Consider the following 20,571-nt stretch of genomic DNA (forward strand, 5'->3'; position numbering starts at 1 on the left):
ACCTCCCTAGAATAACGCTCCGTCAGGATATTTCTTTTTCGCCAAGGCGTTGCTTCCATAAACCATGAAGAATCCTACGGCTGACTGGAACAACCCAACCGCCATAGCCAGCGACGGTTCTCCTGTTACGCGCATCATTCTGAACACATAAGTATCAATGACATCCGCTACCGGCAACAGAAGGCCGTTATCTTTAATCAGGGCATACATCATGCCGAAGTCCGCAAAAAAGATTCTTCCGATTGACATCAAAGCCAGTATTGAAACGGTAGGCATGAGCAAAGGAAGCGTGATATGCTTCATTTGCTGCCACCGGTTGGCCCCGTCAATAACGGCCGCTTCGTACAATCCTTCATCGATGCTTGTGATCGACGCCAAATAAATAATGGACGTATAACCGGCGTTTTTGACGATATATAAAGCAACCAAGATCACATACCAAGCGTTTGGTTCGGAGTACCAGCGAACTGGGTTCCCGCCAAAGGCGGCGATCCAATGGTTCAACAAACCGTTCGTGCTCAAAAGCGCGTATAAAATGTAGCTCACGATAACCCACGATATAAAATGCGGAAACAGCATGAACGATTGTGCGGTTTTCAAAAACAATTTCTTTTTTACTTCATTAAACAAAAGCGCGAGGGCTATAGCGACGACCGTGCCGCAAACGATAAACAACCCGTTCAATACGATGGTGTTTCTCGTCACTACCCAGACTTCGGACGATTTGAAGAAAAACTCAAAATTTTTGAACCCGACCCACGGGCTTCCAATTCCCTTCGTGAAATCATATCTTTCAAAAGCTATGACCATATAGGGAAGCGTGAAATAGCCGAATAACAACGTATAAATGACGGCCGGCAGTAAAAATAGATAGCACATTCTGTTGGCGCATATTTCTTTCACAACTTTTTGTAACCCATTCAAACACATGTCCTCCTTCTGTTGAAATGGTCTAGCTCCGCAAAGATACGTTGCGAGGATAAATGGCAAGGCCTTACACAATCCAAGTTTATGGAACGGCACAAGTTCGGTAAACTCCAATTATTCGATTTTAGTGTAAATATTCGGTTCAAACCCGTTGCAATAATAAAATTTAGAGGCCGTCATCATTTTTGAAGTTTACCTATTGTCCGGACGTGCGATATACTTCATTGAAAAAGGAGGTATGACATGATTTATCGAGCAGAGGAAACGCGTTACGGCAAAATGAAGTATCATCGGGTAGGTAAATCGGGGCTGCTGCTTCCCGCCATTTCCATCGGGCTATGGCACAATTTCGGGGAGGTCGATACGTTTGAGAACGGTCGGGCCATATTGCGGCGAGCTTTCGATTTAGGAATCACCCATTTCGATCTGGCCAACAATTACGGCCCCCCGGCCGGTTCGGCGGAAGAAATGTTCGGCAGGATGCTCGCTTCCGATTTCGCGCCTTACCGCGACGAGATGATCATCTCCACGAAAGCGGGGTATTATATGTGGCCGGGCCCTTACGGCGAATGGGGCTCGAAAAAATATCTCGTCGCCAGCCTTAACCAGAGCCTGAAACGCATGGGTCTGGATTACGTTGATATTTTTTATTCGCACCGTCCCGATCCGGACACGCCGCTCGAAGAGACTATTGGAGCTCTTGATTTGATTGTTCGCCAAGGAAAAGCGCTGTATGTCGGCATCTCCAACTATAATGCGGACCAGACAGCGAAGGCGATCCGGATTGCGAATGAGCTGGGGACCCCCCTCCTTATTCACCAGCCTTCTTACAGCATGTTGAATCGTTGGATCGAAGACGGGTTGCAGCAAGTATTGGAGGAAAACGGAACCGGCTGCATTGTGTACAGCCCTCTGGCGCAAGGAATGCTGTCGGATAAATATTTGAACGGGATTCCGGCTGACTCCCGAGTAGCCAAATCGACCGGCTTCCTGAAACAAAGCTCGATAACGCCGGAGGTCGTAACGAAGCTGCAGAAGCTGAACCGGATTGCCGCAGAGCGCGGACAATCGCTCGCCCAAATGGCAATCGCTGGGTGCTTCGCGGAGGCCGCGTAACCTCAGCCCTGGTCGGCGCAAGCCGGGTAAGCCAGCTTGAAGATTGTGTTGCGGCCTTAAACCATCTGAGTTTCACTGAAGACGAACTATCCGGTATCGAACAAATTTTGAGAGGTTGATTTCGTTTCCAACAATCAATCCCCCCGGTATAGAGCCGGGGGGATTGATTTTCTCGGTTATGTGCCGTGTCTCTCGCGATCTTCGGCCGCCAGCAAGTGTGCGTGTTGTTCCCGATAGACCGCGGGGGAGATGGCATATGTTTTTTTAAATAAGGTGTAGAAATAATTCGTATTCAAGATCCCAACTTTTTCGCTGATAACGACTATAGGATCGTCCGTCTGCACAAGCAGTTCCTTGGCTTTCTCAAGTCTGATCGTTTTCAAATAATCGTTAAACGACGTCTGCGTATATCCTCTGAACAATTTCCCCAAATAACCGGGAGACAGCTTTACTTTATCGGCCATACTCTCGATTCCCAGATCGGGCCGGGCGTAGTTCTCCTGCAAATATCGGCAAACGATGCCGACTACTTCGTTATTTTTGTCGGCAGTTCTTTTCTCCATCAATGACTGGATCAGCCCGCAAAAGTTCCGGAGTAACGACGCTATTTCCGGCAAAGTTTCTTGCTGCTGCAGCCGGTGTACAATACTGTAGCATTCTTTGGAATACTCCTGCATGCTGCAGAGAGTGCCATCGAACTCCTTGAGTAACGTAATAAGCAGCTGATTGGCGTACGATAACACTTGATAATAGGCCATTTCGCTCAAATTGGCCATAAATTGGTCAAGCGACTGATAGATTTTTTGCGAATTGTTTACGCGCAACGCTTCGATTAATTTTTTTTCTGTTGCAGCAGGATACTGGTGTTCGCGCTCCGCATAATTTTGTACCATATTCGCCTGAATAATAGATCCATATCCGAATAACAGGCGATATTTGGCGTATTCTTGTGCGGATTGGTAAGAAAGACTGATCTGGTTTTGGTCGGAGACCGTATTCCCGATACTGAACGTGACCGTAAAATGGAAATAGTTTTGAATGACATTTTGGATTTCTTTCATGGTTAATATGATGTTCGTTGATAGTTTTACGCTTTTGGGCTGCAGCAAAACAGCAACCGTTTCTTCGTCCGCCGCAATCGGTTCATTGACAACATGTTTTCCCAGGAGTTCCTGACTAATATTGCAGAGAGAAAAGCGAAAGAGCCCGAGCTGTTTTCGGCTATGGCATTCGCTTAACTCGGCATACCGATCGATTCTTAACAAGACCACGACAAAGTATGGGCCGGTAAATTGTTGTTGAAAATCGGCCTGTATCGTGTGAGTACTCCAAAGATCATGCAGCGTTCCTTTCAGAGCATGCTCGAGATAGGTTTTCTTGAGCATAGGTATCGACTGTTTCATCTCTGCTTCGATATGGCTGGCCTGATCGACCACATTCGAGAACGCTTCCGATAACAGGGCATATTCATCGTATTTTCGATTGATATCGGATCCCAGCCCTCGCGAAAAGTCCCGAACCCGATGAATCAGTTTGCCGAGAGGATTGTAAATTCTGTTCGTCGCAATGTAGGCAAGCACAACGCCCAATACGATCATGGCAAGCGCAATATAAAGCGTAAAGTTGCGGATTGTCGCAATATCGGAAATGAGCAAGCGATAAGGTTTCAGGCTCACGAAATACCAGTTCGGCTCTTTGGATTTAACGTACGTGACGAGCTGCTTTTCCCCATTGATCGACGCTGTGAAATAGCCGGAGCTGCTTTTGGAAGACAGAATATTGCGGATATACGGCTTATCTGAGAAATCGCTCATAAATTCTCCGGAGTTGGTGTGAGACAGTACGATCCCATTCGAGTCCATAACGAACACGTTATTGTCTATACTTTGAATGGCCCGGATCGTTTGCTGAATATATCCTTCATCTACATGAATGATAATCGTTCCTCTTCCTTGATAATCCGAAGTCAGAGCGTAATTGGGCCTTAATATGAAGGTGAGCACGTTCATGGTATTGCTGTTTTCAACAGAATCCAGCTGAAGCTTCTGGGGATAAAAATCGATATATTGCTCGACATTGTCACCGGTTATTCTTTTTTCCTCGATACCTCTCAGGACGTAAGGCGGTCCGGCCGTATTTAAATACCGCTTGGTGTTATCGTTATAAACACCGATGTATTTGATGAAGGGATTGAGCGCTTTTATATTTTTTAGTACGTCCATGGCATCGCGGTCTTCAAGCGGGTCAATGCGTTTGTTCATGATGGCAGTCATTATATGATTATCGTTTAGCATTTGATCTCCGATTGTAAGAACTTGCTGCTGGACAATGCTCGAGGTATAGCTGGTTTGACGGAGCATGGAAACAACATTGTCGCTAATAGACTGTTCCGTTTTTACCGCAAAAACCATATATAAAGTGCCGCTTATCAACAGTATGACCAACGCGACAAGCAGTATAAAATAAATAAGCATGTTTCTATATACGGAGTAATGAAACCACAGCTTCCAATTGGTCATGGCAATGGCTCCTTTATGTATAAATCTCTAAAAAGATAGTAGGGTTTCTTCTGACTTTTTGCAATGGAATCGGAACCCTGTTATCAAAAATTGTAGGTTTATCCCGAAATTCGAGTAAGAAAAGCTCTGCAAGGCAAAACGCCAAGCCGGTCCTTGCGGAGGCTTGGCGTTTATTTTCGGCTATAGGTCGGCTGGCTTCCCTGCTGCTTTTGGAACCGTGCGGCTACACCTTCGCCGCTCCTTCGCGTAAGTCGCTATTGCGGCAACAGCTCCGATTAGGGCAAGGAGACTTCCAGCCAAATACGTCGTATGCGGCCCGAGATGCTCCATTGCATAACCTCCGGCGGAACTGCCGATAATGCCGCCCAAGCCGCCGAACGTAACGGAAAAAGCGGCTTGTCCGGTTGCCCGCAGTTCGGCAGGGACGATGTTCAATAAATATTGAATCGAGGACACCAGAAATAATGGGAACGTCAAACTGTGAAGCAGCTGGGAGACGATGAGCCAGGCAGGACTGTCCGCTTGACTGTAAACCGCCCAACGAACGGTATATGTGAGCGTAGCGACGATAAATATGCCAAGCTCATTCCATTTCTTCATCAGCTTCCCTACGAACATAAGAGCCGGGACGGTGCTTACCGTAGCTGCAAGCCAGGCAATGCCGAGCTGCGTATCCGTAGCTCCCAGTTGGTTAAGATAAATGGCCAGCATGCTGTCGTTCATCCGATGCGGTATCCCGACGGCAAGAACAAGCAGCAAAAACCGCAGCAGCTTCGGACCCGCGAACAATTGCCTCAGATCGGACAAGCGAACGGGCGGCGATGCGGATGTCGTGTTTTGGAGCAGCAAGGTTGCGGCAATGGCCAAGCATGAAGCCGCCATATAGATCATCCACAGATGCCGGATCCCGATGTGATCGACGATGATGCCCAGTACGAGAGACGAGGTCCCGACACCCACTTCCCCCCAGAGGCGCATCCGGCCAAACTCTTTATTGTTTTGCCTCGCATAGGCAATGCAGAGCGTTTCGGCCAATGGACCGGCTGAGCTGTTGAAAAAGGAAAATAGCGCATAAAACAACAAAATGAACAAAAACGTTGAGGCTGAAAAGAACCCCAGACTTATCAAAAAGCATGAAAGGAGCAGCACCAGCAAAATAGGTTTGACGGTCTTCTTTTTATCGCTAACGTATCCCCAGGCAGGTTGGGCAACTAAGGCTACCAACGACCCGACGGCGAGAATGTTGCCGATTTGTCCCGAATTCAGCCCTTTGCTTTGCAGGTAAGGAGCCATAAAGAAACCCATGACGCTAAAAGTGGAGAACAGCAAATACATAAACAAGCAAATTCGAATCATGTCACTTCTCCCTACTCCTGCGATAGCCTTGATCTTCACAACCACATCATAAAGTTACATGGATACCGCTTATGAGCATAGGCGGCAATATTATGATTTTGTTCGTTTTTTTCGGAGGAATTTTGCATGTCCGGGGGTGAGCTTATACTTGGCTGATGCAGTAAAAAATTCAACAAAATCATAAATTTACGGCATCGAATCGTGCCTGTCTCCCTTTGTATGATTAGGAATGAAAAGAACAATTACAGCAAAGGAGAATGTTCCATGATCAACCAGGAAACCTACGAAAGCACACTAGCTCACGTGAATACGAATTCCAAGCCGTCGGAGCTGCGAATTACAGACATACGTTTCGCCGATATCGCCGGTGCCCCGATGCATTGCAGTTTGATCAAAGTGTATACGAACCAGGGCTTGGTCGGCTTCGGCGAAGTGCGGGACGGCGCGGATAAGCTGTACGCCCTTCAGCTCAAAAGCCGTCTCATCGGCGAAAATCCGTGCAATATCGACAAGCTGTTCCGCCGCATCAAGCAATTTGGCGGGCATGCCCGGCAAGGCGGCGGCGTCAGCGGCATCGAAATCGCGCTGTGGGACTTGGCAGGCAAAGCCTACAACATTCCCATTTATCAAATGCTGGGCGGCAAATTCCGCGACAAAATCAGAATGTACTGCGACACGGACGTCGACGGCAAAAATACGGGCATCGCCATGGGGCAAGCTTTGAAAAAGCGGATGGAAAAAGGCTTCACCTTCCTGAAAATGGACCTCGGCCTCGGCATTCTCGCTGGCGAGCCCGGCACCGTCAGCGCCCCTCTCGGGTTTATGGAAGAGCTGAGAGAAGTTGCGAAGCAATGGTACAACCGGAAAAACTCCCAAATGCCGGAGCATGAGCTTCGCCGGCTCCGCAGCCGGTTCTACGACCTTTACAACATCGCGCACCCCTTCACGGGCATTCATATTACCGAGAAAGGCCTTGACGTGCTGGAGCAGTACGTTGCCGATGTCCGTTCCGTTGTCGGCTATGAAGTGCCGATCGCCATCGACCATTTCGGCCATATCGGCGTAGAAGATTGCATCAAGCTGGGCCGCAGAATTGACAAATTCAACCTTGCCTGGATGGAGGACATGATTCCTTGGCAGTACACGGACCAATACGTCCGGCTGGCCAATTCGGTATCCACGCCGATCTGCACGGGCGAAGACATCTATTTGAAGGAAAACTTCAGACCGCTCATCGAATCCGGCGGCGTATCCGTTATACATCCCGACGTCCTGAGCACCGGCGGCATACTCGAAACGAAAAAGATCGGGGATATGGCTCAGGAGCACGGCGTGGCTATGGCGATTCATATGGCGGAAAGCCCGATCGCCTGCCTGGCCGCCGTTCATGCTGCCGCTGCCACGGAAAACTTCCTGGCGCTGGAGTTCCATTCCAACGACGTGGACTGGTGGGACGACATCATCATCAGCAAGCTGCCGAAGCCGCTGCTGCAAAACGGTTTCATCGCCGTTCCCGACGCGCCCGGACTCGGCATCGAGGAGCTGAACGACGAAGTGATCGCCCAGCACTTGCACCCCGACATTCCCGGGCTTTGGGAAGAGACGGATTCGTGGAACAACTATTACGGGAATGACAGGCTGTGGAGCTAATCAAATCGTTCATGCAAAAGGGGTCAGGTCATCTTACGATGCACCTGACCCCTCGCTCTATCCCGCCTCATGCCCCTGAATCTCTGTACTCGCTTGGCGAAAGCCCTACTTTTCTTTTGAATATTTGGCTAAAATAGCGCGAATCTTTGTAGCCGACCTTTTCCGCCACTTCATAATTTTTCAAATGCGTGCTTTTCAGCATCTCCTTCGCCTTGTTAATCCGGATATCCGTTAACTGTTCGATAAACGTTTTGCCGGTGTTTATTTTAAACAGGGAGCTTAAGTAAGTAGGCGTCATGTAAACTTTTTGCGCTACGTTGAACAACGTTGCATGCTGGCATTCCTGTTCCATGTAAAGAAGCGTTTTCTTGATAATGCTTCGCTGGCTTTCTTTTTCGTTTTGCATCAAAGCTTCCCGCAATACGGCCAAGTAGCCGGTAACGTACGTTTTCACTTGATGCATCGTTTTCATTTGCACTACTGCTGTGATTTCGCATTTCTTGTAACCGCTTGCGACTTCCGGATCGGCAACGACCCGTTGTTCGATTCCGAGCAAAAGCCGGATGGTCAGCTCGTAAATCGATTTTGAGTCGACAGGCCCGTCTTGCAAAATATGCCCGTAGAAACAGTCGACGGCTTTCTCGATCTCATCCATATCCCGCGCACATGTCAAGCGCTCGAACAGTTCTTTTTCTTTGTCGGCGGGATATTCGTCAATATGATGATACCGGGTCGTTTCGTTGTAGTAGGCGACTTCTCCGTCGCCTGTATAAAATTTGCCCTGCAGCGCCGCCAAAGCTTGGCGGTAAGAAAGGTGCACATCGGCAAGCTGGGAACAAGGTTTGCCTACGCCGATATTGACAGGATGGGAGAACGCGCCGTTTACCCTTTTGTGCATCACCTCGATGCGCTCCCGGGAAACCCAGGAGAACAACAGGCCGAGCCGATCTTCCCCATCCATAAAAATAACGCTGTTGCCGGTATCGCATTCATGCTTCTGCAAATAATCTCTAAGCTCTTTCAAAAACTTGCGTTTTTCTTTCTCCTCGGGGAACGTCCCGGCACTCTCAACCAATGCAAGCGCAGGAAAGGTGAAGTACGGATTTAATTTCAAATAAGAACAGATTTCCTTAAACCGATGCTTATAATGGTTTTCCCTGGATACCAGACTGGTCAGGAAACGGTCTCTCATCAAGTCCAACATCTCGTCATCGCTCAAAAACAGTTCTTTATTCAGCAAAATCCATTTCCCCTTTCGGAACGCGGGTGCAGATCCGGGCGTTCCTTAGTTTAAATGAATCCTATGTGCGCATGCTTGATGTGCTCGAGAAAGTGCTTTTCCGCCTTGCCGACGTTTCCCGACCTTAAGGATTGGATCAGAGCCATATGCCCCTCGGCCAGCTTGTCGGTCGAATGCCGTTTATTGGATATAGCCATAAACCACATCACTTTGGCGCTCATATGCTCCCAGGCTTTCAGAATGGCATGATTGCCGCAGTTTTTGTAAAAGAATCCGTGAAACTCCGTATCGATCTCCACGGTTTTCATCAAGTCGTTCCGTTCGATCGCTTCGCCCATGCGGCACACGACGTCTTCCAAATATAGGAGATCCCCTTCCGTAAGGAGGGGCATCGTTTTCCGCACGGCAAATACCTCAAGCATCCCCCTTAAAATATAGACATCATGAATTTCTTTGGCTGTAACGTTGGCAACGACCGAACCTTTGTTAGCTTTGCCGATAATTAATCCTTCCTGCTTTAATCTTTCCAGCGCTTCGCGTACGGGAGCCTGGCTGATTTGAAATCTGCCTGCAATATCCATGACGATGAGCCGCTCGCCGGGAGGCAGAATCCCTTCGAGGATCTCTCGTTTTAGCGTGGAATACACTTGCGCGCTTATAGAATGGGGGAGAATACACATCACGTCGTCAAACAATTTCCTTCATCCCCTTTATTATCGATTATCGATAATACAAAATAAAAAAATTAAGCGCTATTAGGTTCAGCGAGTCGTTCGTCGCCCATTAAACAGCTCTGCAGCACCACGCTTTCTTATGCAGGCGTTAATTATCGATAATCGATTATCTATCGTACTTTTATTATAAGCTCCCTTCCTTCATTTGGGAATAGCGAATTACGCCATCATTTGTCGAACTCCAATTTTGTTTAAAAGAAAAAGACAAGGCTGCCCTTGTCTCCCGATTGCGCTTCATTTAATTCGTATATCGTTTATAGAAATCCAATCCGCGGATCAACTTATGCTCTGCCTCGTCAATGTTGCCGGATTTAATGATGCCTAGCAGCTCGGCATGCGAATTCGGAATGCTGTAGCCGGAATGATCCTGGTTCGTTACCGAGATAAACCGCATAATCTTAGTCTTGATGCCGTCCCAAATACCGAGGAAGAGATCGTTGCCGCTCCGTTTGTAAAAATGGCCGTGAAACTGCATATCGAGCTCCACCAGACGGTACGAATCGTTTTCATCGACGGCCGTTTTCATATCGCGCAAAATTTGTTCCAAAAATTCGATGTCTTGCGGAGTCATCACTTTCATCGTTTCGCGCAGCGCATATCCTTCGATAAGCTGCCGCAGCTCGTATATATCGCGAATTTCTTTATGTGTGATCTCGGCAACGACGGACCCTTTGTTCGTCTTTCCGACGATTAAACCTTCCTGCTTCAGCCGCTCTAACGCTTCGCGTACAGGGGCTTGGCTGATGTCATAGATTTTGGCGATATCCATAACAATAAGCCGGTGTCCGGGGGGAAGATCCCCTTTCAATATTTGCTTTTTTAAAGACAAATACACCTGTTCGCTTAAGGAAGTAGGGGTTAGCGCATTTTGGGCCTTATCCATTAAAGGGGTCGGAGCCTCCAATCAGATGGTTACTGTGTTGTCAACTTTTAGATGAATTTATCTTAATGAAACATATCCCCGTTCGTCAAGTAGCGGCTCATCCCGTTGCAAACGGAGCGGTTATACGGAAAAGACCGGAAATCCGCCAGCACACTGATGGGTTCCGGTCTTTTTAATTCAGATATCGCTTTACCGGGGATCACAAAAAGCGCTTCATGCTCCCGCCGCAGCCGCAGCTTCCATTAACCCTTTGATATAGCCGACGCCGAATAAACGGCCGAGCAGCTCGTAACCGGGGTTGGCATTGTCTTCGCCTTCCATCGTCGGCACATGGTCGGGCCTTGCCGGGCCTTTAAATCCGACCTCGTAATACGTTTTCATCGCTTCCAGCATATCGGTTTTCCCGTCGTCGTGGAACGTTTCTTCGAACTTCTCGGCCGTGCCGCGCACGTCCCGGAAATGGACGAAGAAGATTTTGTCCTGTGCGGCGAATTTGCGGATGACGGCGGGAATATGTTCCCCGGCTGTCGCGAGCGTGCCTTGGCACAGCGTAATTCCGCTATATTCGCTCGGCACCAAATCGATGGCGCGCTGCAAAGCGTCGGCGCTGCGCAAAATTCGCGATACGCCGCGTATCGGGGAAATCGGCGGGTCGTCGGGATGGAGCGCCAGCTTCACCTTCGCCTTTTCGGCGACCGGCACGATTTTCTCCAAATAATACTTCAGGTTGTCCCAGAGCCGCTCTTCCGTCACGATCCCCGCTTCGGTTAACGGTGCGTTTCGCATCAAGGAATGATCGTAGCTGGATACGAGCGCCCCGCCTCTCGTACGGGTTGTCGTCGAAGTGCGAAACCAATTGAACTGGGCCATAAAGTTATAGCATAGCACGGGAATCCCCAAAGCCCCCATGTTGGTAATGAACTGCTGCATCACTTCGATTTCTTCGTCGCGCCCCGGCAGGCCCAGCTTGATTTTGTTCGTGGGCGGAGCCGATTCGATGACGGCCAGCTCGAGCCCGAAATTTTCGAACCGCTGCTTCATGTGCAGCAGATTCATATAGTCCCACGGCTTCCAGCCGTTTTCTTCCCTCGGCAGCGGCCCTACGGCATAGTTCACTCCCATCTGCTTGGCAAGATGCCAGAGCCGGTTCGGATGAGAGGGAAAAAATTCGGCAAGCTGCATCTTTCAACACTCCTCCGTTTGAGCTTTATTTTTTGCTGAGCTTGGCTTCCGTTTCCTTGCCCTTGGCGACGATTTTCTCGTAGGCTTGGTCGAGAGTTTCCTTATTGAACCGGACGGCATCCATTTCCGAAGTATACGTTTTGACGAAATCTTCCCATCCGGGAGGGGCCGGGTAGAAAGGCAGCGCTTTGCCGAGCGCCACATCGAGCAAAGCTTTGCCGATCTTGTCCGTCGGCTGCAAATTCGGCTCAAGCTCTTTATAAATTTCATCGTTAATCGGAATGCCGCGCGTCGTGCCGAGCACTTTCCCGGCTTCCTTATCCGTAATAAACCACTTGATGAACCGCTTGGCCTCATCTTTATATTTGGAAGTCGTGCTAACGCTCAGGAAAATCGTAGCCTGCGCCCAGCCGCCGCCGGAAGGGCCGACAGGGTTGTTGACAACCGCGACTTTGCCGGGGAGCAGCTGCTCGAGGACGCTTACCGAGCCAACCGTTTTCCCGGTCGTCATCACTGTGCCGGAAGCCATCGGGTCGGCCTCGGATCATTTTCTTTGAACGCGGCCTGCACTTCGGCGGGAGGAACGACGCCGTCTTTGCGGAACTGCGCGTAGGTTTGCTGATACTTGTACCATAAGTCCTTATCCAGATTGAATTTCGTTCCGTCTACCATCATCGGCCCTTTTCCGTAGGAAGTCTGATAAAATTGGTAGGAGTCCCACCCGCTGGAGCCGTCGCTGATCGGATATTTGTCTTTGGGCAATTTCTGCCGCGCTTCTTTGGCGAAGGCAAAGTAGTCGTCCCAGGTCCAATCTTTGAACGGCAGCTTGATTCCCGCCGCTTCGAGTTCGACTTTATTGTAAGCAATCCCCGCCCCGTTATGAGCGAGAGGAATGCCGTAGAGCTTCCCGTTTATTTTCAGATTCTCAATGATTTTCGGATCGACGATGCCTTTCAGATCGATACTGGACAAGTCCTCGAGCAGCCCTCGCTTCGCATAATCCTGAATGTAAGCGCCGTCCATTTGCAGAACGTCCGTCATCGATTTGGATGCCGCAAGCGTCGTCAATTTCGTCCAGTACCCGTCCCATGCCAAATATTCCGGCGTAAACTTGACGTTCGGATTTTGCTTCGTGTACAAATCAAGCGCCTTCAACGTAGCTTGATGCCTGGCGTCCGGCCCCCACCACATCATTTTCAGGTTCACCGCTTTATTGGATTTGCCGGTATCCCCCGCATCGGATTTCGCACCCGCATCGGATGCGCCTGAGCCGCTCTGTCCGCTGCTGCTGCAGCCCGCCGCCAAAGCCATCCAAGCGGCAAGGGACACTACCGAAACCGCTTTGCCCCATTTCTTCCCGACATTCATCTTCTCGTACCCCTTTCGTCAAATGAAATGTATATTGGGTCAGCCTTTGATGCCGGTCGTCGCAATGCCTTCCACAAAATGCTTCTGGGCAGCGAAGAAGACGATAACCGAAGGCAGAATCGAGAGCAGCGACATGGCCAGCAGCTGCCCCCATTGAATTTCGAACTGGTCGACAAACATCCGCAGCCCGAGGCCCACCGTATATTTTTCGATGGAACTTAAATAGAGCACCTGTCCGAAGAAGTCGTCCCAGCTCCAAATAAACGTAAAGATCGCGACGGTGACCAAAGCCGGCTTGATCAGCGGGAAAATAACGCGCAAAAAGATGCCGTAAACCGAAGCTCCGTCGATCTTGGCCGCTTCGTCCAACTCTCTCGGAATGCCTCGTATGAATTGAACGAGAAGGAAGACGAAAAATGCGCCGCCGCCGAGAAAATGGGGCAAAATGAGCGGAATATAGCTGTTCACGAGCCCCAGATTGTTGTACATAATGTATTGCGGCACGATCGTCACCTGCCCCGGGAGCATCATGGTCAGAAGCAGAATGGAAAACCAGAAACCGCGAAGCTTGAATTGCAGCCGGCCGAAGCCGTAAGCGACCAGTGCGCTCGTAATGATGGCCCCTAGCACGTTCCAAAATTCCATCGCCAAGGTGTTTTTGAAAAAGGTAGTAAACGAATATTCTGCGGAAAAATTCCAGCCTTTCGTGAAATTTTCCCACATCGGCTGCTCCGGCCATATGGTCGGCAAGCTCATTTCCGAATTTTTCTTCAAAGAAGCTCCGAGCCACCAAAACACCGGATACAGCATCAGCAGCGACGTAGCGAGCAGCATCACATGGCTCCCGGCGTGAGAAGCTTTGAAGCCGGATCCCCTCATTTCGCCCGTCCCCCTTCCGACTCGTAAAATACCCAGTATTTGGACATCAGGAAGTTGATTGCCGTAAGAGCGGCAATGATGACGAGCAAGATCCACGCAAGTGCCGAGGCATAGCCCATCTGATAGTTTTTGAACGCCTTTTCGAACAGGAACAGCGCATACATATAGGTGGAGTTTACAGGACCGCCATTCGTAATAACGAAGGCTGACGTAAACATTTGAAACGAGCCGATAACGCCCAGGACCAAGTTGAAAAACATGACAGGAGACAGCATAGGAAGCGTAATATTAAAAAACCTGCGCACTTTCCCCGCTCCGTCGACCGCAGCGGATTCGTACAAGTCCTGCGGAATTTGCTTGAGTCCCGCAAGAAAAATGACCATCGTCGAACCGAATTGCCACGCATTCAAAAGCACGAGCGTTCCGAGCGAAGTATCGGGATTGGTCAGCCAGCCTACGCCTTTGATGTGGAACCATCCCAATACGTGGTTGATATATCCGTTCAGATCAAACATGTTTCTCCAGAGCACGGATACCGCGATGCTGCCGCCAATGAGCGAAGGGAAATAGATCGCCGTCCGGTAAAAATTGATGCCCCGTATACTTTTGTTCAGCGCCATCGCCACCATAAGCGAACAAAACAATTTCACCGGCACGGAGAAAACGACAAACGTAAACGTTACGCCAAGCGACGTTCGAAACAGCTCATCTTTAAACAATATTTCCGAGTAATTGCCGAGCCCCACCCATGTCGGATCTTCCAGCAAGGAGTACTCCGTAAACGAAAGGTAAAAAGACCGTACGATCGGCCAAAGCGTAAGCAGGAAAAATCCGATCAACCAAGGAGCTATGAACAGATAACCGGCCGCATTATGTTCGTTTGAGTTCGCCATCCGTTTCTTCCGAACAAGCCGATGTCTGAATGAACCCCTTTGTGCGGACGCTTGAGGATTCATTTTTGACCTCCCTTCAGTTTATATGTTGCCGTAAGCGCTTACAGATGAACGCTGTATTACTAAAATATCAAACCGCTTTTCCCATGCACAGCAGACATTTTTATGATAATGTTTGTTTTTTTAACAATGCGTTTGCGGGAACCAGCTCAGCCAGTTGTCGTTCGGAATCCAGCCTGTCGAAATGACTATTATCGCGTATAATGTGGATACGAAGGACTGCTGATCGAGGTGGTTTCATTGCGTTTACAACGATTTCGTCCTATATGGGGTACAGCCGCGGCGGAATTGCAGGAGCGGCTCGGCAACACCAATACGGCGGAAGAGAAGGTCGCTTGCTTGCAAAGCTTTTACGCCGGCAATTGGAAAAATCCGCTCGCAGCAACGCATTCGTCGAATTTGCCGTCCGGCACATTATGAATGGCCAAGGGCAAGTTTGGGTAGAAGAACTATGCAGGCAGGCCGGTTACACGAGACGGCATTTGGATCGCACATTTGCCGAGCTCGTTGGCGTCAGCCCGAAACAGCTTGCAGGCATCGTGAGGTTTCACCGATATTATCGAATGATGAATGCCGCCGGCGGTACAAGCTTTTCCCAGCTGAAGGAATGGTACGACGCCTACTACGACCGTTCCCATTTCGTGAAGGAGTTTCAAAAATATACGGGCCTCTCGCCTCGGGAGTACAAGATGCGGCCTAACTCCTTCGGAACTATCTTTTTGCAATAACCTGAGGGCTGCCGAGAAGCTATGTCCCATTTTTACAATTCCATCGGCTTATGATGCGCTATACTTGGCATGAAAGGAGATGGGAGCTATGGATAGCAAGCTGTTTCTACATCAAATGGAGTTTTCACGGAAAGGTCTATTTCGAGTCATTGCGGATGTGACCGAGGAGGAAGCCAGGGTCGTCCCGCAAGGGTTCAACAATTCAATTTTGTGGAACGCGGGTCATATCGTCTTGTCCGTCGAGCAATTTCTTTTTTTCGGAACGCACCGGCAAGCCGCTTTGCCCTCCGCGTACATGGGCTTATTTTGGCGTGGCACCAAGCCTTCGGAGTGGAAAACCGACCCGCCTTCGCTGCAAGATGTCGTGCAGCTGATAAAGGAGCAGACGCAGCGGGTCAAGCATGAGTTCCAAGAAGCTTTGGACGCTTCCCTGCCCTCGCCGATGGATTTCCCGGGGATGCCTCCAATCCGAACCGTCAGCGAACTGATGTGCATGACTCTATACCACGAAGCGCTCCATATCGGCTATATCAAGGCGTTGTTAAAATCCGCTCGCGCATCATAAATATGAGCTCGTAAATAAAAATGGGGGCTGTCCCTAGCAGGATTTATCCTGCAGGGACAGCCCCCATTTCCAACCTCGAAATGGATACAACCGTCATTGAACATAGCCAAGATTTTGCGTTACGCGGAAGTTTACTGAAGTGAAATCGCCGTCTCCAGAGCCACTTCCATCATTTCCTTAAACGTCGTTTGCCGCTCTTCGGCCGTCGTCTCTTCTCCGGTGAGCAAATGATCGCTAACCGTTAAAACAGTTAGCGCACTAACGCCGTATTTGGCGGCAATGGTATAGAGGGCGGCCGTTTCCATCTCGACGCCGAGCACACCGTAATCCATCAGCTTTTGCACGATGGATTTATCGTCCCGGTAGAACATATCCGACGTGAAGATGTTTCCGACATGCAGCTTCAGCCCTTTTGCCGTTCCACGGTCATAGGCCTCCTTTAGCAGCTGGAAGCTGGCGATAGGCGCAAAATCGAAGCCGCCGAAAATATTCCGGTTCATGCCGGAATCCGTACAGGAAGCTTGCGCGAGTATAACGTCGCGCACGCGAACGTGCTCTTGCATTGCGCCGCACGTTCCTACGCGAAACAGATTTTTGACGCCATATTCGCTGATCAGTTCGTTCACATAAATGCTGATCGAAGGGACTCCCATCCCTGTGCCCTGAACGGATATGCGCTTGCCGTTGTACGTTCCCGTAAAGCCGAGCATGCCCCGGACGTTATTGTAGCAATTTACATCCGTTAAATACGTTTCCGCTATGAACTTTGCCCGCAGAGGATCTCCGGGCAATAAAATCGTTTCGGCAATATCTCCTCGTTTAGCTCCAATATGTACGCTCATGAAATGGTTCCTCCATATTTTCTTAGTTTCGTCGTGATACATCATATCATAAGATTGAACTCGCTTCACGAGAGCAGGTCGGCCTGCTGCTCTTTGCGCCAATCCGATGCGGCTGCTCCTTCCTGCAGCATAAACCATCGGCTGAACGAATGGACGCTGGCAAAGCCGACGGCTTCGGCGATCTGTTTGATCGGTTTGTCCGACGAGCGCAGCAGCCATTTCGCTTCGGTGAGTCTGCACTGCTGCTGATATTGCTTGGGGGACATGCCGTATGCCGCCGTGAAAGCGCTGCGGAAAGCGGACTCGGACAGCTTGGTCCGTTTGGCCAATTCGGCAACGCGAATGTCGCGGTTCAAGTTGCCGCGAATGTAATCGGCGGCGTCGGGCACCGAAGCCGCGTGATCCGTCCTGCTCGCATGCTGCAGTAAAAACAGCAGCAGCACCCTGGTCCACGTTCCGTAACAGTCGGCCCTGTCGGCGAGCGGCCTGGAGGCGATTTTGAGAAAGCTGCGATACAGCGTTTCGTACATGTCCAGCTCGCTTCGCGGCAGGGCGACGAGCGACAGCTTGCCGGGGAGCGCGAGCCGCCCGAACAGCTGCAATAGGGAAGGCGTCATCCGGTTCGCCTGAAAAACGCCGAAACGGATCGGGGTAACGGACCAGAACCGGTGCGGCAAGCATGGCGGGATCAGCACGACATGTCCGGCGGCAATCGGCAACGTCAGCTCTCCGGCCTGAACCATACCTTGTCCCTCAAGCACTACGGAAAATTCGGCATCGTCGTGAGCGTGGAAGCCCATATCCCAGCCGCGGTCATGCGAGACGATGCCGCTTTTGATGGCAATTTCGGACAATGGATCGCACCTCGCCCGTCTCGTCGTGTTGTTCCGATACTTCATACAAACAAGTCTATTATAACAGGCGTTTCGGTTACATGCTTCGGCGATTTCGCTAAATACTTCCTTTGTCCCTCTTTCTATACTTGAACATGTAACGATACAGGGCGGAGGGATTTCAATGAAACTGACTATGGGAAATGCGGAACTGACGATGGGGACGAAGTATTTGACGGAGCTGCGAAGCTCGAACGAGCTGCTGCACGATACGGAAGCGCTGCGCACCCGTCTGAACGAGGACGGCTATTTGCTCCTTCGCGGCTTTCATGACCGGGAGCAGGTGCTGAAGGCGCGGCAAGGCATTCTCCGCAAGCTGGCGGCGATGGGCAAGATCGATGCCGCGCACCCGCTGGACGAAGGCGTCATAGCTCCCGGCGCGAAAGGCGCCATGTTCGGCGGACCGGCCAACCCGAGCGATCCGGACATGCAACCGTTCTACAGTCTGGTCAGCGGCCGGAACGTCATGAGCTTTTTTGACCGGTTGCTTGGCGGGGAGTCGATAACCTACGATTACAAGTGGCCGCGCGCGGTCGGAAGCGGCGACAATACGGGAGCCCACTATGACGTCGTCTATATGGGGCGCGGTACGAAACTTGTTTACACGATGTGGACTCCTCTCGGAGACATTCCGTATGAGCTCGGTACCTTGGCGATGTGCCTCGGCTCCCGACACTTCGAAAACATCAGGCGGACGTACGGCGAAATGGACGTCGACCGGGACAACGTAGCGACAGGCTGGTTTTCGAACGATCCTATCGAAATGGTCGAAAAGTTCGGCGGGCAATGGGCGACGACTTCTTTTGCCGCGGGGGACGTTATCATTTTCGGCATGTTTATGATGCATGCTTCCACGAACAATACGACGAACCGATTCCGGATCAGCTCGGATACGCGCTACCAGCTCCGCTCGGAACCGGTTGACGAGCGCTGGATCGGCTCCAAGCCGAAAGGGCATTACGCCTGGGGACGGGGCGACGTGAAGAGCGTGGAACAAGCCCGCAAGGAATGGGGCGTGTGAACGTCAGAGCTGGTGGGCGCGGCAGGAACAGCTTTCTTAGATCGAACTGACGGCATGGCCCATTAACGTGCCAAAAAAGAGCGCCACGCGTCCGAATCCGGATGCGTGGCGCCCCGCCCTTTGCCATGTAACGTTTTGCGGCGCCCGCCGACGACCTTCAATTGCCGTCAACGCGCCGTCATGCCAAGCCGTTCGTACACTTCCGCGGGAGCCTGCATGTCGGCGAGCGCCACCAGAAGCAGTTGCTTCATGCGCCGCAGCTGCCCTGGTTCGCGGTCAAGCAAGTTATCGTTCTGCCACGCATCCTCCTGTACATGATACAGTGCCGTTTCATAGTGCGATTTAAAAAATGCTTTGAACTCTTCCGGCACCTTCGCTTCATATTTCCACACCATCGCATCCGTATAGGGCAAATACCGGCCTGCCTCGACCTTGTCCGGGACGTTGACGGGGAGCATGGAAGCGACCGGATTCATGTACATGGTGGAGTAGTTGTAGACGGGCGCCTCGGTGTTTGGAGCGACATGGTACGTATACTCCCCGTCCGTAATATTGACCGCCTTGCCGAAATAGCCGTACAGCGCCCAATCCCTGACCGACTCCGCCTGTCCGAGTACAAGGGGAAGCAAGCTGCGGCTGTGCACCTGATGCTTGATGCCGATACCCATCGCCTCCAGCATCGTTGCGTATACATCTACGGAAGACGACAATGCCGATATCCGCTTGCGGTTATGGGTGCCTAGCGGGTGCCAGACGATGAGCGGAATGTTGGCCAGCACGTTGTAGGTCGTGCACGCCGGCTTGCCCATCCAGCCCTTTTCCCCGAGGAAATGCCCGTGATCGGAAGTGACGATCACCATCGTGTTGTCCCAAAGCCGGTGCTCGTCCAGCTTGTCCAGCACTTTGCCGAACCATTTGTCCACCAAAGTCAGCTTCGCCGCAAATTGCGAACGAACGAAAGCAACCTGCCGTTCGTTCAGCTTGGCGTGCCCATCCAGCTGCGTGTTGCCGTAAACCGGCCATAGCGGCATGTCCGGATCGTGAATATTCTCTTCCGTGTATAAGGACGCGAATTCGTCCGGATTGTGAAACGGCTCGTGCACGTCGTAGCTGTCAACGACCAGCATGAATTTTTCGTGGGTATGATTGCTCTCCAGCCATTCGGCGGCGCTGGTAAACACTTTGGGCGCGAAGAAATCTATTTCTTCCTTCAGGTGCTCCACATTTTTGGCATAGGCGAGCCGGTTGAAGGGCGCCGTCTCCGGCTGGCCCCCGTATTTGAGCTGCTTGAGAAACGGAGTGTCCGGATTTTGCAAAGGAGCCGTTTTCCACGCATCCAGCTCGTGTCCCCGGATCAGCTCGAAGCCTTGGTAATCGCTGAAATAGCCATGGCTGCCGTTGTTGAAATGGTGAAATTGATCCGTTATAAATTGCGTCACATACCCGTTCTGGCGGGCCGCCCGCGCTACCGGCACGTCGTAAGCTTCCACCGGCCCCCACGCTCTCCACAAAAACTCCTGAATGCCCGTATAAAATTCGCGGCGAGCCGGAATGCACGGCAGGCTGCCCACGTAATGCTTATCGAAAACCGCAGCCTTGGCGGCAAAGCGATCCAAATTCGGCGTCTTCACGTCGAGTTCAATCGGTTGACCGTATGCCTTTAAAAAATGACGGTTCAGGCTGTCGATCGTAATAAAAATGACATTCATCGCCCG

The 20,571-nt window shown here is 50.8% G+C and carries 19 protein-coding genes and 1 pseudogene; 6 read left to right on the top strand and 14 right to left on the bottom strand.

Annotated elements, in window-relative coordinates; translation table 11 throughout:
* Positions 1-6: 6 nt before the first annotated feature.
* Positions 7-1,023 (bottom strand): ABC transporter permease, encoded by a 1,017-nt coding sequence (locus SD70_RS13110; protein ID WP_231571197.1) that lies wholly within the window; start codon positions 1,021-1,023, stop codon positions 7-9.
* Between the two features lie 147 nt (positions 1,024-1,170).
* Here SD70_RS13110 and mgrA point away from each other — a divergent pair.
* A pseudogene (gene mgrA, locus SD70_RS13115) lies at positions 1,171-2,162 on the top strand (L-glyceraldehyde 3-phosphate reductase).
* 57 nt (positions 2,163-2,219) lie between these two features.
* Here the strand turns inward: mgrA and SD70_RS13120 are convergent.
* Both SD70_RS13120 and SD70_RS13125 read right to left on the bottom strand, forming a co-directional pair.
* Entirely contained in the window at positions 2,220-4,562 is a 2,343-nt protein-coding gene (locus tag SD70_RS13120) for a helix-turn-helix domain-containing protein (protein WP_041048000.1), read from the bottom strand.
* Positions 4,563-4,742: 180 nt separating this feature from the next.
* Positions 4,743-5,918 carry an MFS transporter gene (locus tag SD70_RS13125; RefSeq protein WP_041048001.1) on the bottom strand — a complete coding sequence of 392 codons (1,176 nt, stop codon included), beginning with the start codon at positions 5,916-5,918 and terminating at the stop codon, positions 4,743-4,745.
* A gap of 264 nt (positions 5,919-6,182) precedes the next feature.
* On the opposite strand from SD70_RS13125, the gene SD70_RS13130 reads away from it, so the two are divergent.
* Complete coding sequence (locus tag SD70_RS13130) at positions 6,183-7,568, top strand: mandelate racemase/muconate lactonizing enzyme family protein (protein WP_041048002.1); 1,386 nt, start codon at positions 6,183-6,185, stop codon at positions 7,566-7,568.
* Positions 7,569-7,635: 67 nt separating this feature from the next.
* Here the strand turns inward: SD70_RS13130 and SD70_RS13135 are convergent, their stop codons facing one another.
* From SD70_RS13135 to SD70_RS13165, 8 genes are all read right to left on the bottom strand, one after another.
* Positions 7,636-8,808 (bottom strand): helix-turn-helix domain-containing protein, encoded by a 1,173-nt coding sequence (locus SD70_RS13135; protein ID WP_041048003.1) that lies wholly within the window; start codon positions 8,806-8,808, stop codon positions 7,636-7,638.
* A gap of 50 nt (positions 8,809-8,858) precedes the next feature.
* A complete protein-coding gene (locus SD70_RS13140; protein WP_231571198.1) occupies positions 8,859-9,503 on the bottom strand; it encodes a GntR family transcriptional regulator in 645 nt (214 codons plus the stop codon).
* 277 nt (positions 9,504-9,780) lie between these two features.
* Entirely contained in the window at positions 9,781-10,425 is a 645-nt protein-coding gene (locus SD70_RS13145; RefSeq protein ID WP_041048004.1) for a GntR family transcriptional regulator, read from the bottom strand.
* A gap of 213 nt (positions 10,426-10,638) precedes the next feature.
* Entirely contained in the window at positions 10,639-11,607 is a 969-nt protein-coding gene (locus tag SD70_RS13150; RefSeq protein ID WP_041048005.1) for a mannonate dehydratase, read from the bottom strand.
* A gap of 25 nt (positions 11,608-11,632) precedes the next feature.
* Complete coding sequence (locus SD70_RS37995; protein ID WP_231571199.1) at positions 11,633-12,136, bottom strand: hypothetical protein; 504 nt, start codon at positions 12,134-12,136, stop codon at positions 11,633-11,635.
* Positions 12,118-12,975 carry an ABC transporter substrate-binding protein gene (locus tag SD70_RS38000; protein WP_231571200.1) on the bottom strand — a complete coding sequence of 286 codons (858 nt, stop codon included), beginning with the start codon at positions 12,973-12,975 and terminating at the stop codon, positions 12,118-12,120. The genes SD70_RS37995 and SD70_RS38000 overlap by 19 nt, the downstream gene beginning before the upstream one ends.
* Positions 12,976-13,014: 39 nt before the next feature.
* On the bottom strand, positions 13,015-13,854 hold the full coding sequence (locus SD70_RS13160; protein ID WP_041048006.1) for a carbohydrate ABC transporter permease: 840 nt from the start codon (positions 13,852-13,854) through the stop codon (positions 13,015-13,017).
* The gene (locus SD70_RS13165) at positions 13,851-14,747 is read right to left on the bottom strand and encodes a carbohydrate ABC transporter permease (protein WP_041048007.1); all 897 of its coding nucleotides are present in this window, start codon (positions 14,745-14,747) and stop codon (positions 13,851-13,853) included. The genes SD70_RS13160 and SD70_RS13165 overlap by 4 nt, the downstream gene beginning before the upstream one ends.
* A 300-nt stretch (positions 14,748-15,047) precedes the next feature.
* Here SD70_RS13165 and SD70_RS36910 point away from each other — a divergent pair, with 300 nt between their 5' ends.
* The 3 genes from SD70_RS36910 to SD70_RS13175 all read left to right on the top strand — a co-directional run bounded on the left by SD70_RS36910 (position 15,048) and on the right by SD70_RS13175 (position 16,100).
* Positions 15,048-15,227, top strand: a complete 180-nt coding sequence (locus SD70_RS36910; protein WP_197081026.1) for a hypothetical protein — start codon at positions 15,048-15,050, stop codon at positions 15,225-15,227.
* On the top strand, positions 15,224-15,535 hold the full coding sequence (locus SD70_RS36915; protein ID WP_269432464.1) for a helix-turn-helix domain-containing protein: 312 nt from the start codon (positions 15,224-15,226) through the stop codon (positions 15,533-15,535). The genes SD70_RS36910 and SD70_RS36915 overlap by 4 nt, the downstream gene beginning before the upstream one ends.
* An 88-nt stretch (positions 15,536-15,623) precedes the next feature.
* Positions 15,624-16,100, top strand: coding sequence for a DinB family protein (locus tag SD70_RS13175; RefSeq protein WP_052487386.1), 477 nt, complete (start codon positions 15,624-15,626; stop codon positions 16,098-16,100).
* A gap of 131 nt (positions 16,101-16,231) precedes the next feature.
* Here SD70_RS13175 and deoD read toward each other — a convergent pair whose 3' ends face one another.
* Both deoD and SD70_RS13185 read right to left on the bottom strand, forming a co-directional pair.
* On the bottom strand, positions 16,232-16,942 hold the full coding sequence (gene deoD, locus SD70_RS13180) for a purine-nucleoside phosphorylase (RefSeq protein WP_041048009.1): 711 nt from the start codon (positions 16,940-16,942) through the stop codon (positions 16,232-16,234).
* A gap of 65 nt (positions 16,943-17,007) precedes the next feature.
* On the bottom strand, positions 17,008-17,796 hold the full coding sequence (locus SD70_RS13185; protein ID WP_041048011.1) for a helix-turn-helix transcriptional regulator: 789 nt from the start codon (positions 17,794-17,796) through the stop codon (positions 17,008-17,010).
* A gap of 163 nt (positions 17,797-17,959) precedes the next feature.
* Between SD70_RS13185 and SD70_RS13190 the strand changes: the two genes are divergently transcribed.
* Positions 17,960-18,856, top strand: coding sequence for a phytanoyl-CoA dioxygenase family protein (locus SD70_RS13190; protein ID WP_041048012.1), 897 nt, complete (start codon positions 17,960-17,962; stop codon positions 18,854-18,856).
* Positions 18,857-19,023: 167 nt separating this feature from the next.
* Here SD70_RS13190 and SD70_RS13195 read toward each other — a convergent pair whose 3' ends face one another.
* Positions 19,024-20,565 carry a sulfatase gene (locus tag SD70_RS13195; RefSeq protein ID WP_041048013.1) on the bottom strand — a complete coding sequence of 514 codons (1,542 nt, stop codon included), beginning with the start codon at positions 20,563-20,565 and terminating at the stop codon, positions 19,024-19,026.
* Between the last annotated feature and the right edge of the window lie 6 nt (positions 20,566-20,571).

The organism is Gordoniibacillus kamchatkensis (assembly GCF_000829455.1).
In the GTDB taxonomy this organism is placed as follows: domain Bacteria; phylum Bacillota; class Bacilli; order Paenibacillales; family NBRC-103111; genus Gordoniibacillus; species Gordoniibacillus kamchatkensis.

Bases quoted from the DNA above. Each gene is read 5' to 3' on its own strand.
- SD70_RS37995 (WP_231571199.1), bottom strand. From the start codon at position 12,136: ATGGCTTCCGGCACAGTGATGACGACCGGGAAAACGGTTGGCTCGGTA.
- SD70_RS13190 (WP_041048012.1), top strand. From the start codon at position 17,960: ATGAAACTGACTATGGGAAATGCGGAACTGACGATGGGGACGAAGTAT.
- deoD (WP_041048009.1), bottom strand. From the start codon at position 16,942: ATGAGCGTACATATTGGAGCTAAACGAGGAGATATTGCCGAAACGATT.
- SD70_RS13120 (WP_041048000.1), bottom strand. From the start codon at position 4,562: ATGACCAATTGGAAGCTGTGGTTTCATTACTCCGTATATAGAAACATG.
- SD70_RS13150 (WP_041048005.1), bottom strand. From the start codon at position 11,607: ATGCAGCTTGCCGAATTTTTTCCCTCTCATCCGAACCGGCTCTGGCAT.
- SD70_RS13165 (WP_041048007.1), bottom strand. From the start codon at position 14,747: ATGGCGAACTCAAACGAACATAATGCGGCCGGTTATCTGTTCATAGCT.
- SD70_RS13195 (WP_041048013.1), bottom strand. From the start codon at position 20,565: ATGAATGTCATTTTTATTACGATCGACAGCCTGAACCGTCATTTTTTA.
- SD70_RS13175 (WP_052487386.1), top strand. From the start codon at position 15,624: ATGGATAGCAAGCTGTTTCTACATCAAATGGAGTTTTCACGGAAAGGT.
- SD70_RS13145 (WP_041048004.1), bottom strand. From the start codon at position 10,425: ATGGATAAGGCCCAAAATGCGCTAACCCCTACTTCCTTAAGCGAACAG.
- SD70_RS13160 (WP_041048006.1), bottom strand. From the start codon at position 13,854: ATGAGGGGATCCGGCTTCAAAGCTTCTCACGCCGGGAGCCATGTGATG.
- SD70_RS13125 (WP_041048001.1), bottom strand. From the start codon at position 5,918: ATGATTCGAATTTGCTTGTTTATGTATTTGCTGTTCTCCACTTTTAGC.
- SD70_RS38000 (WP_231571200.1), bottom strand. From the start codon at position 12,975: ATGAATGTCGGGAAGAAATGGGGCAAAGCGGTTTCGGTAGTGTCCCTT.
- SD70_RS13130 (WP_041048002.1), top strand. From the start codon at position 6,183: ATGATCAACCAGGAAACCTACGAAAGCACACTAGCTCACGTGAATACG.
- SD70_RS36915 (WP_269432464.1), top strand. From the start codon at position 15,224: ATGAATGGCCAAGGGCAAGTTTGGGTAGAAGAACTATGCAGGCAGGCC.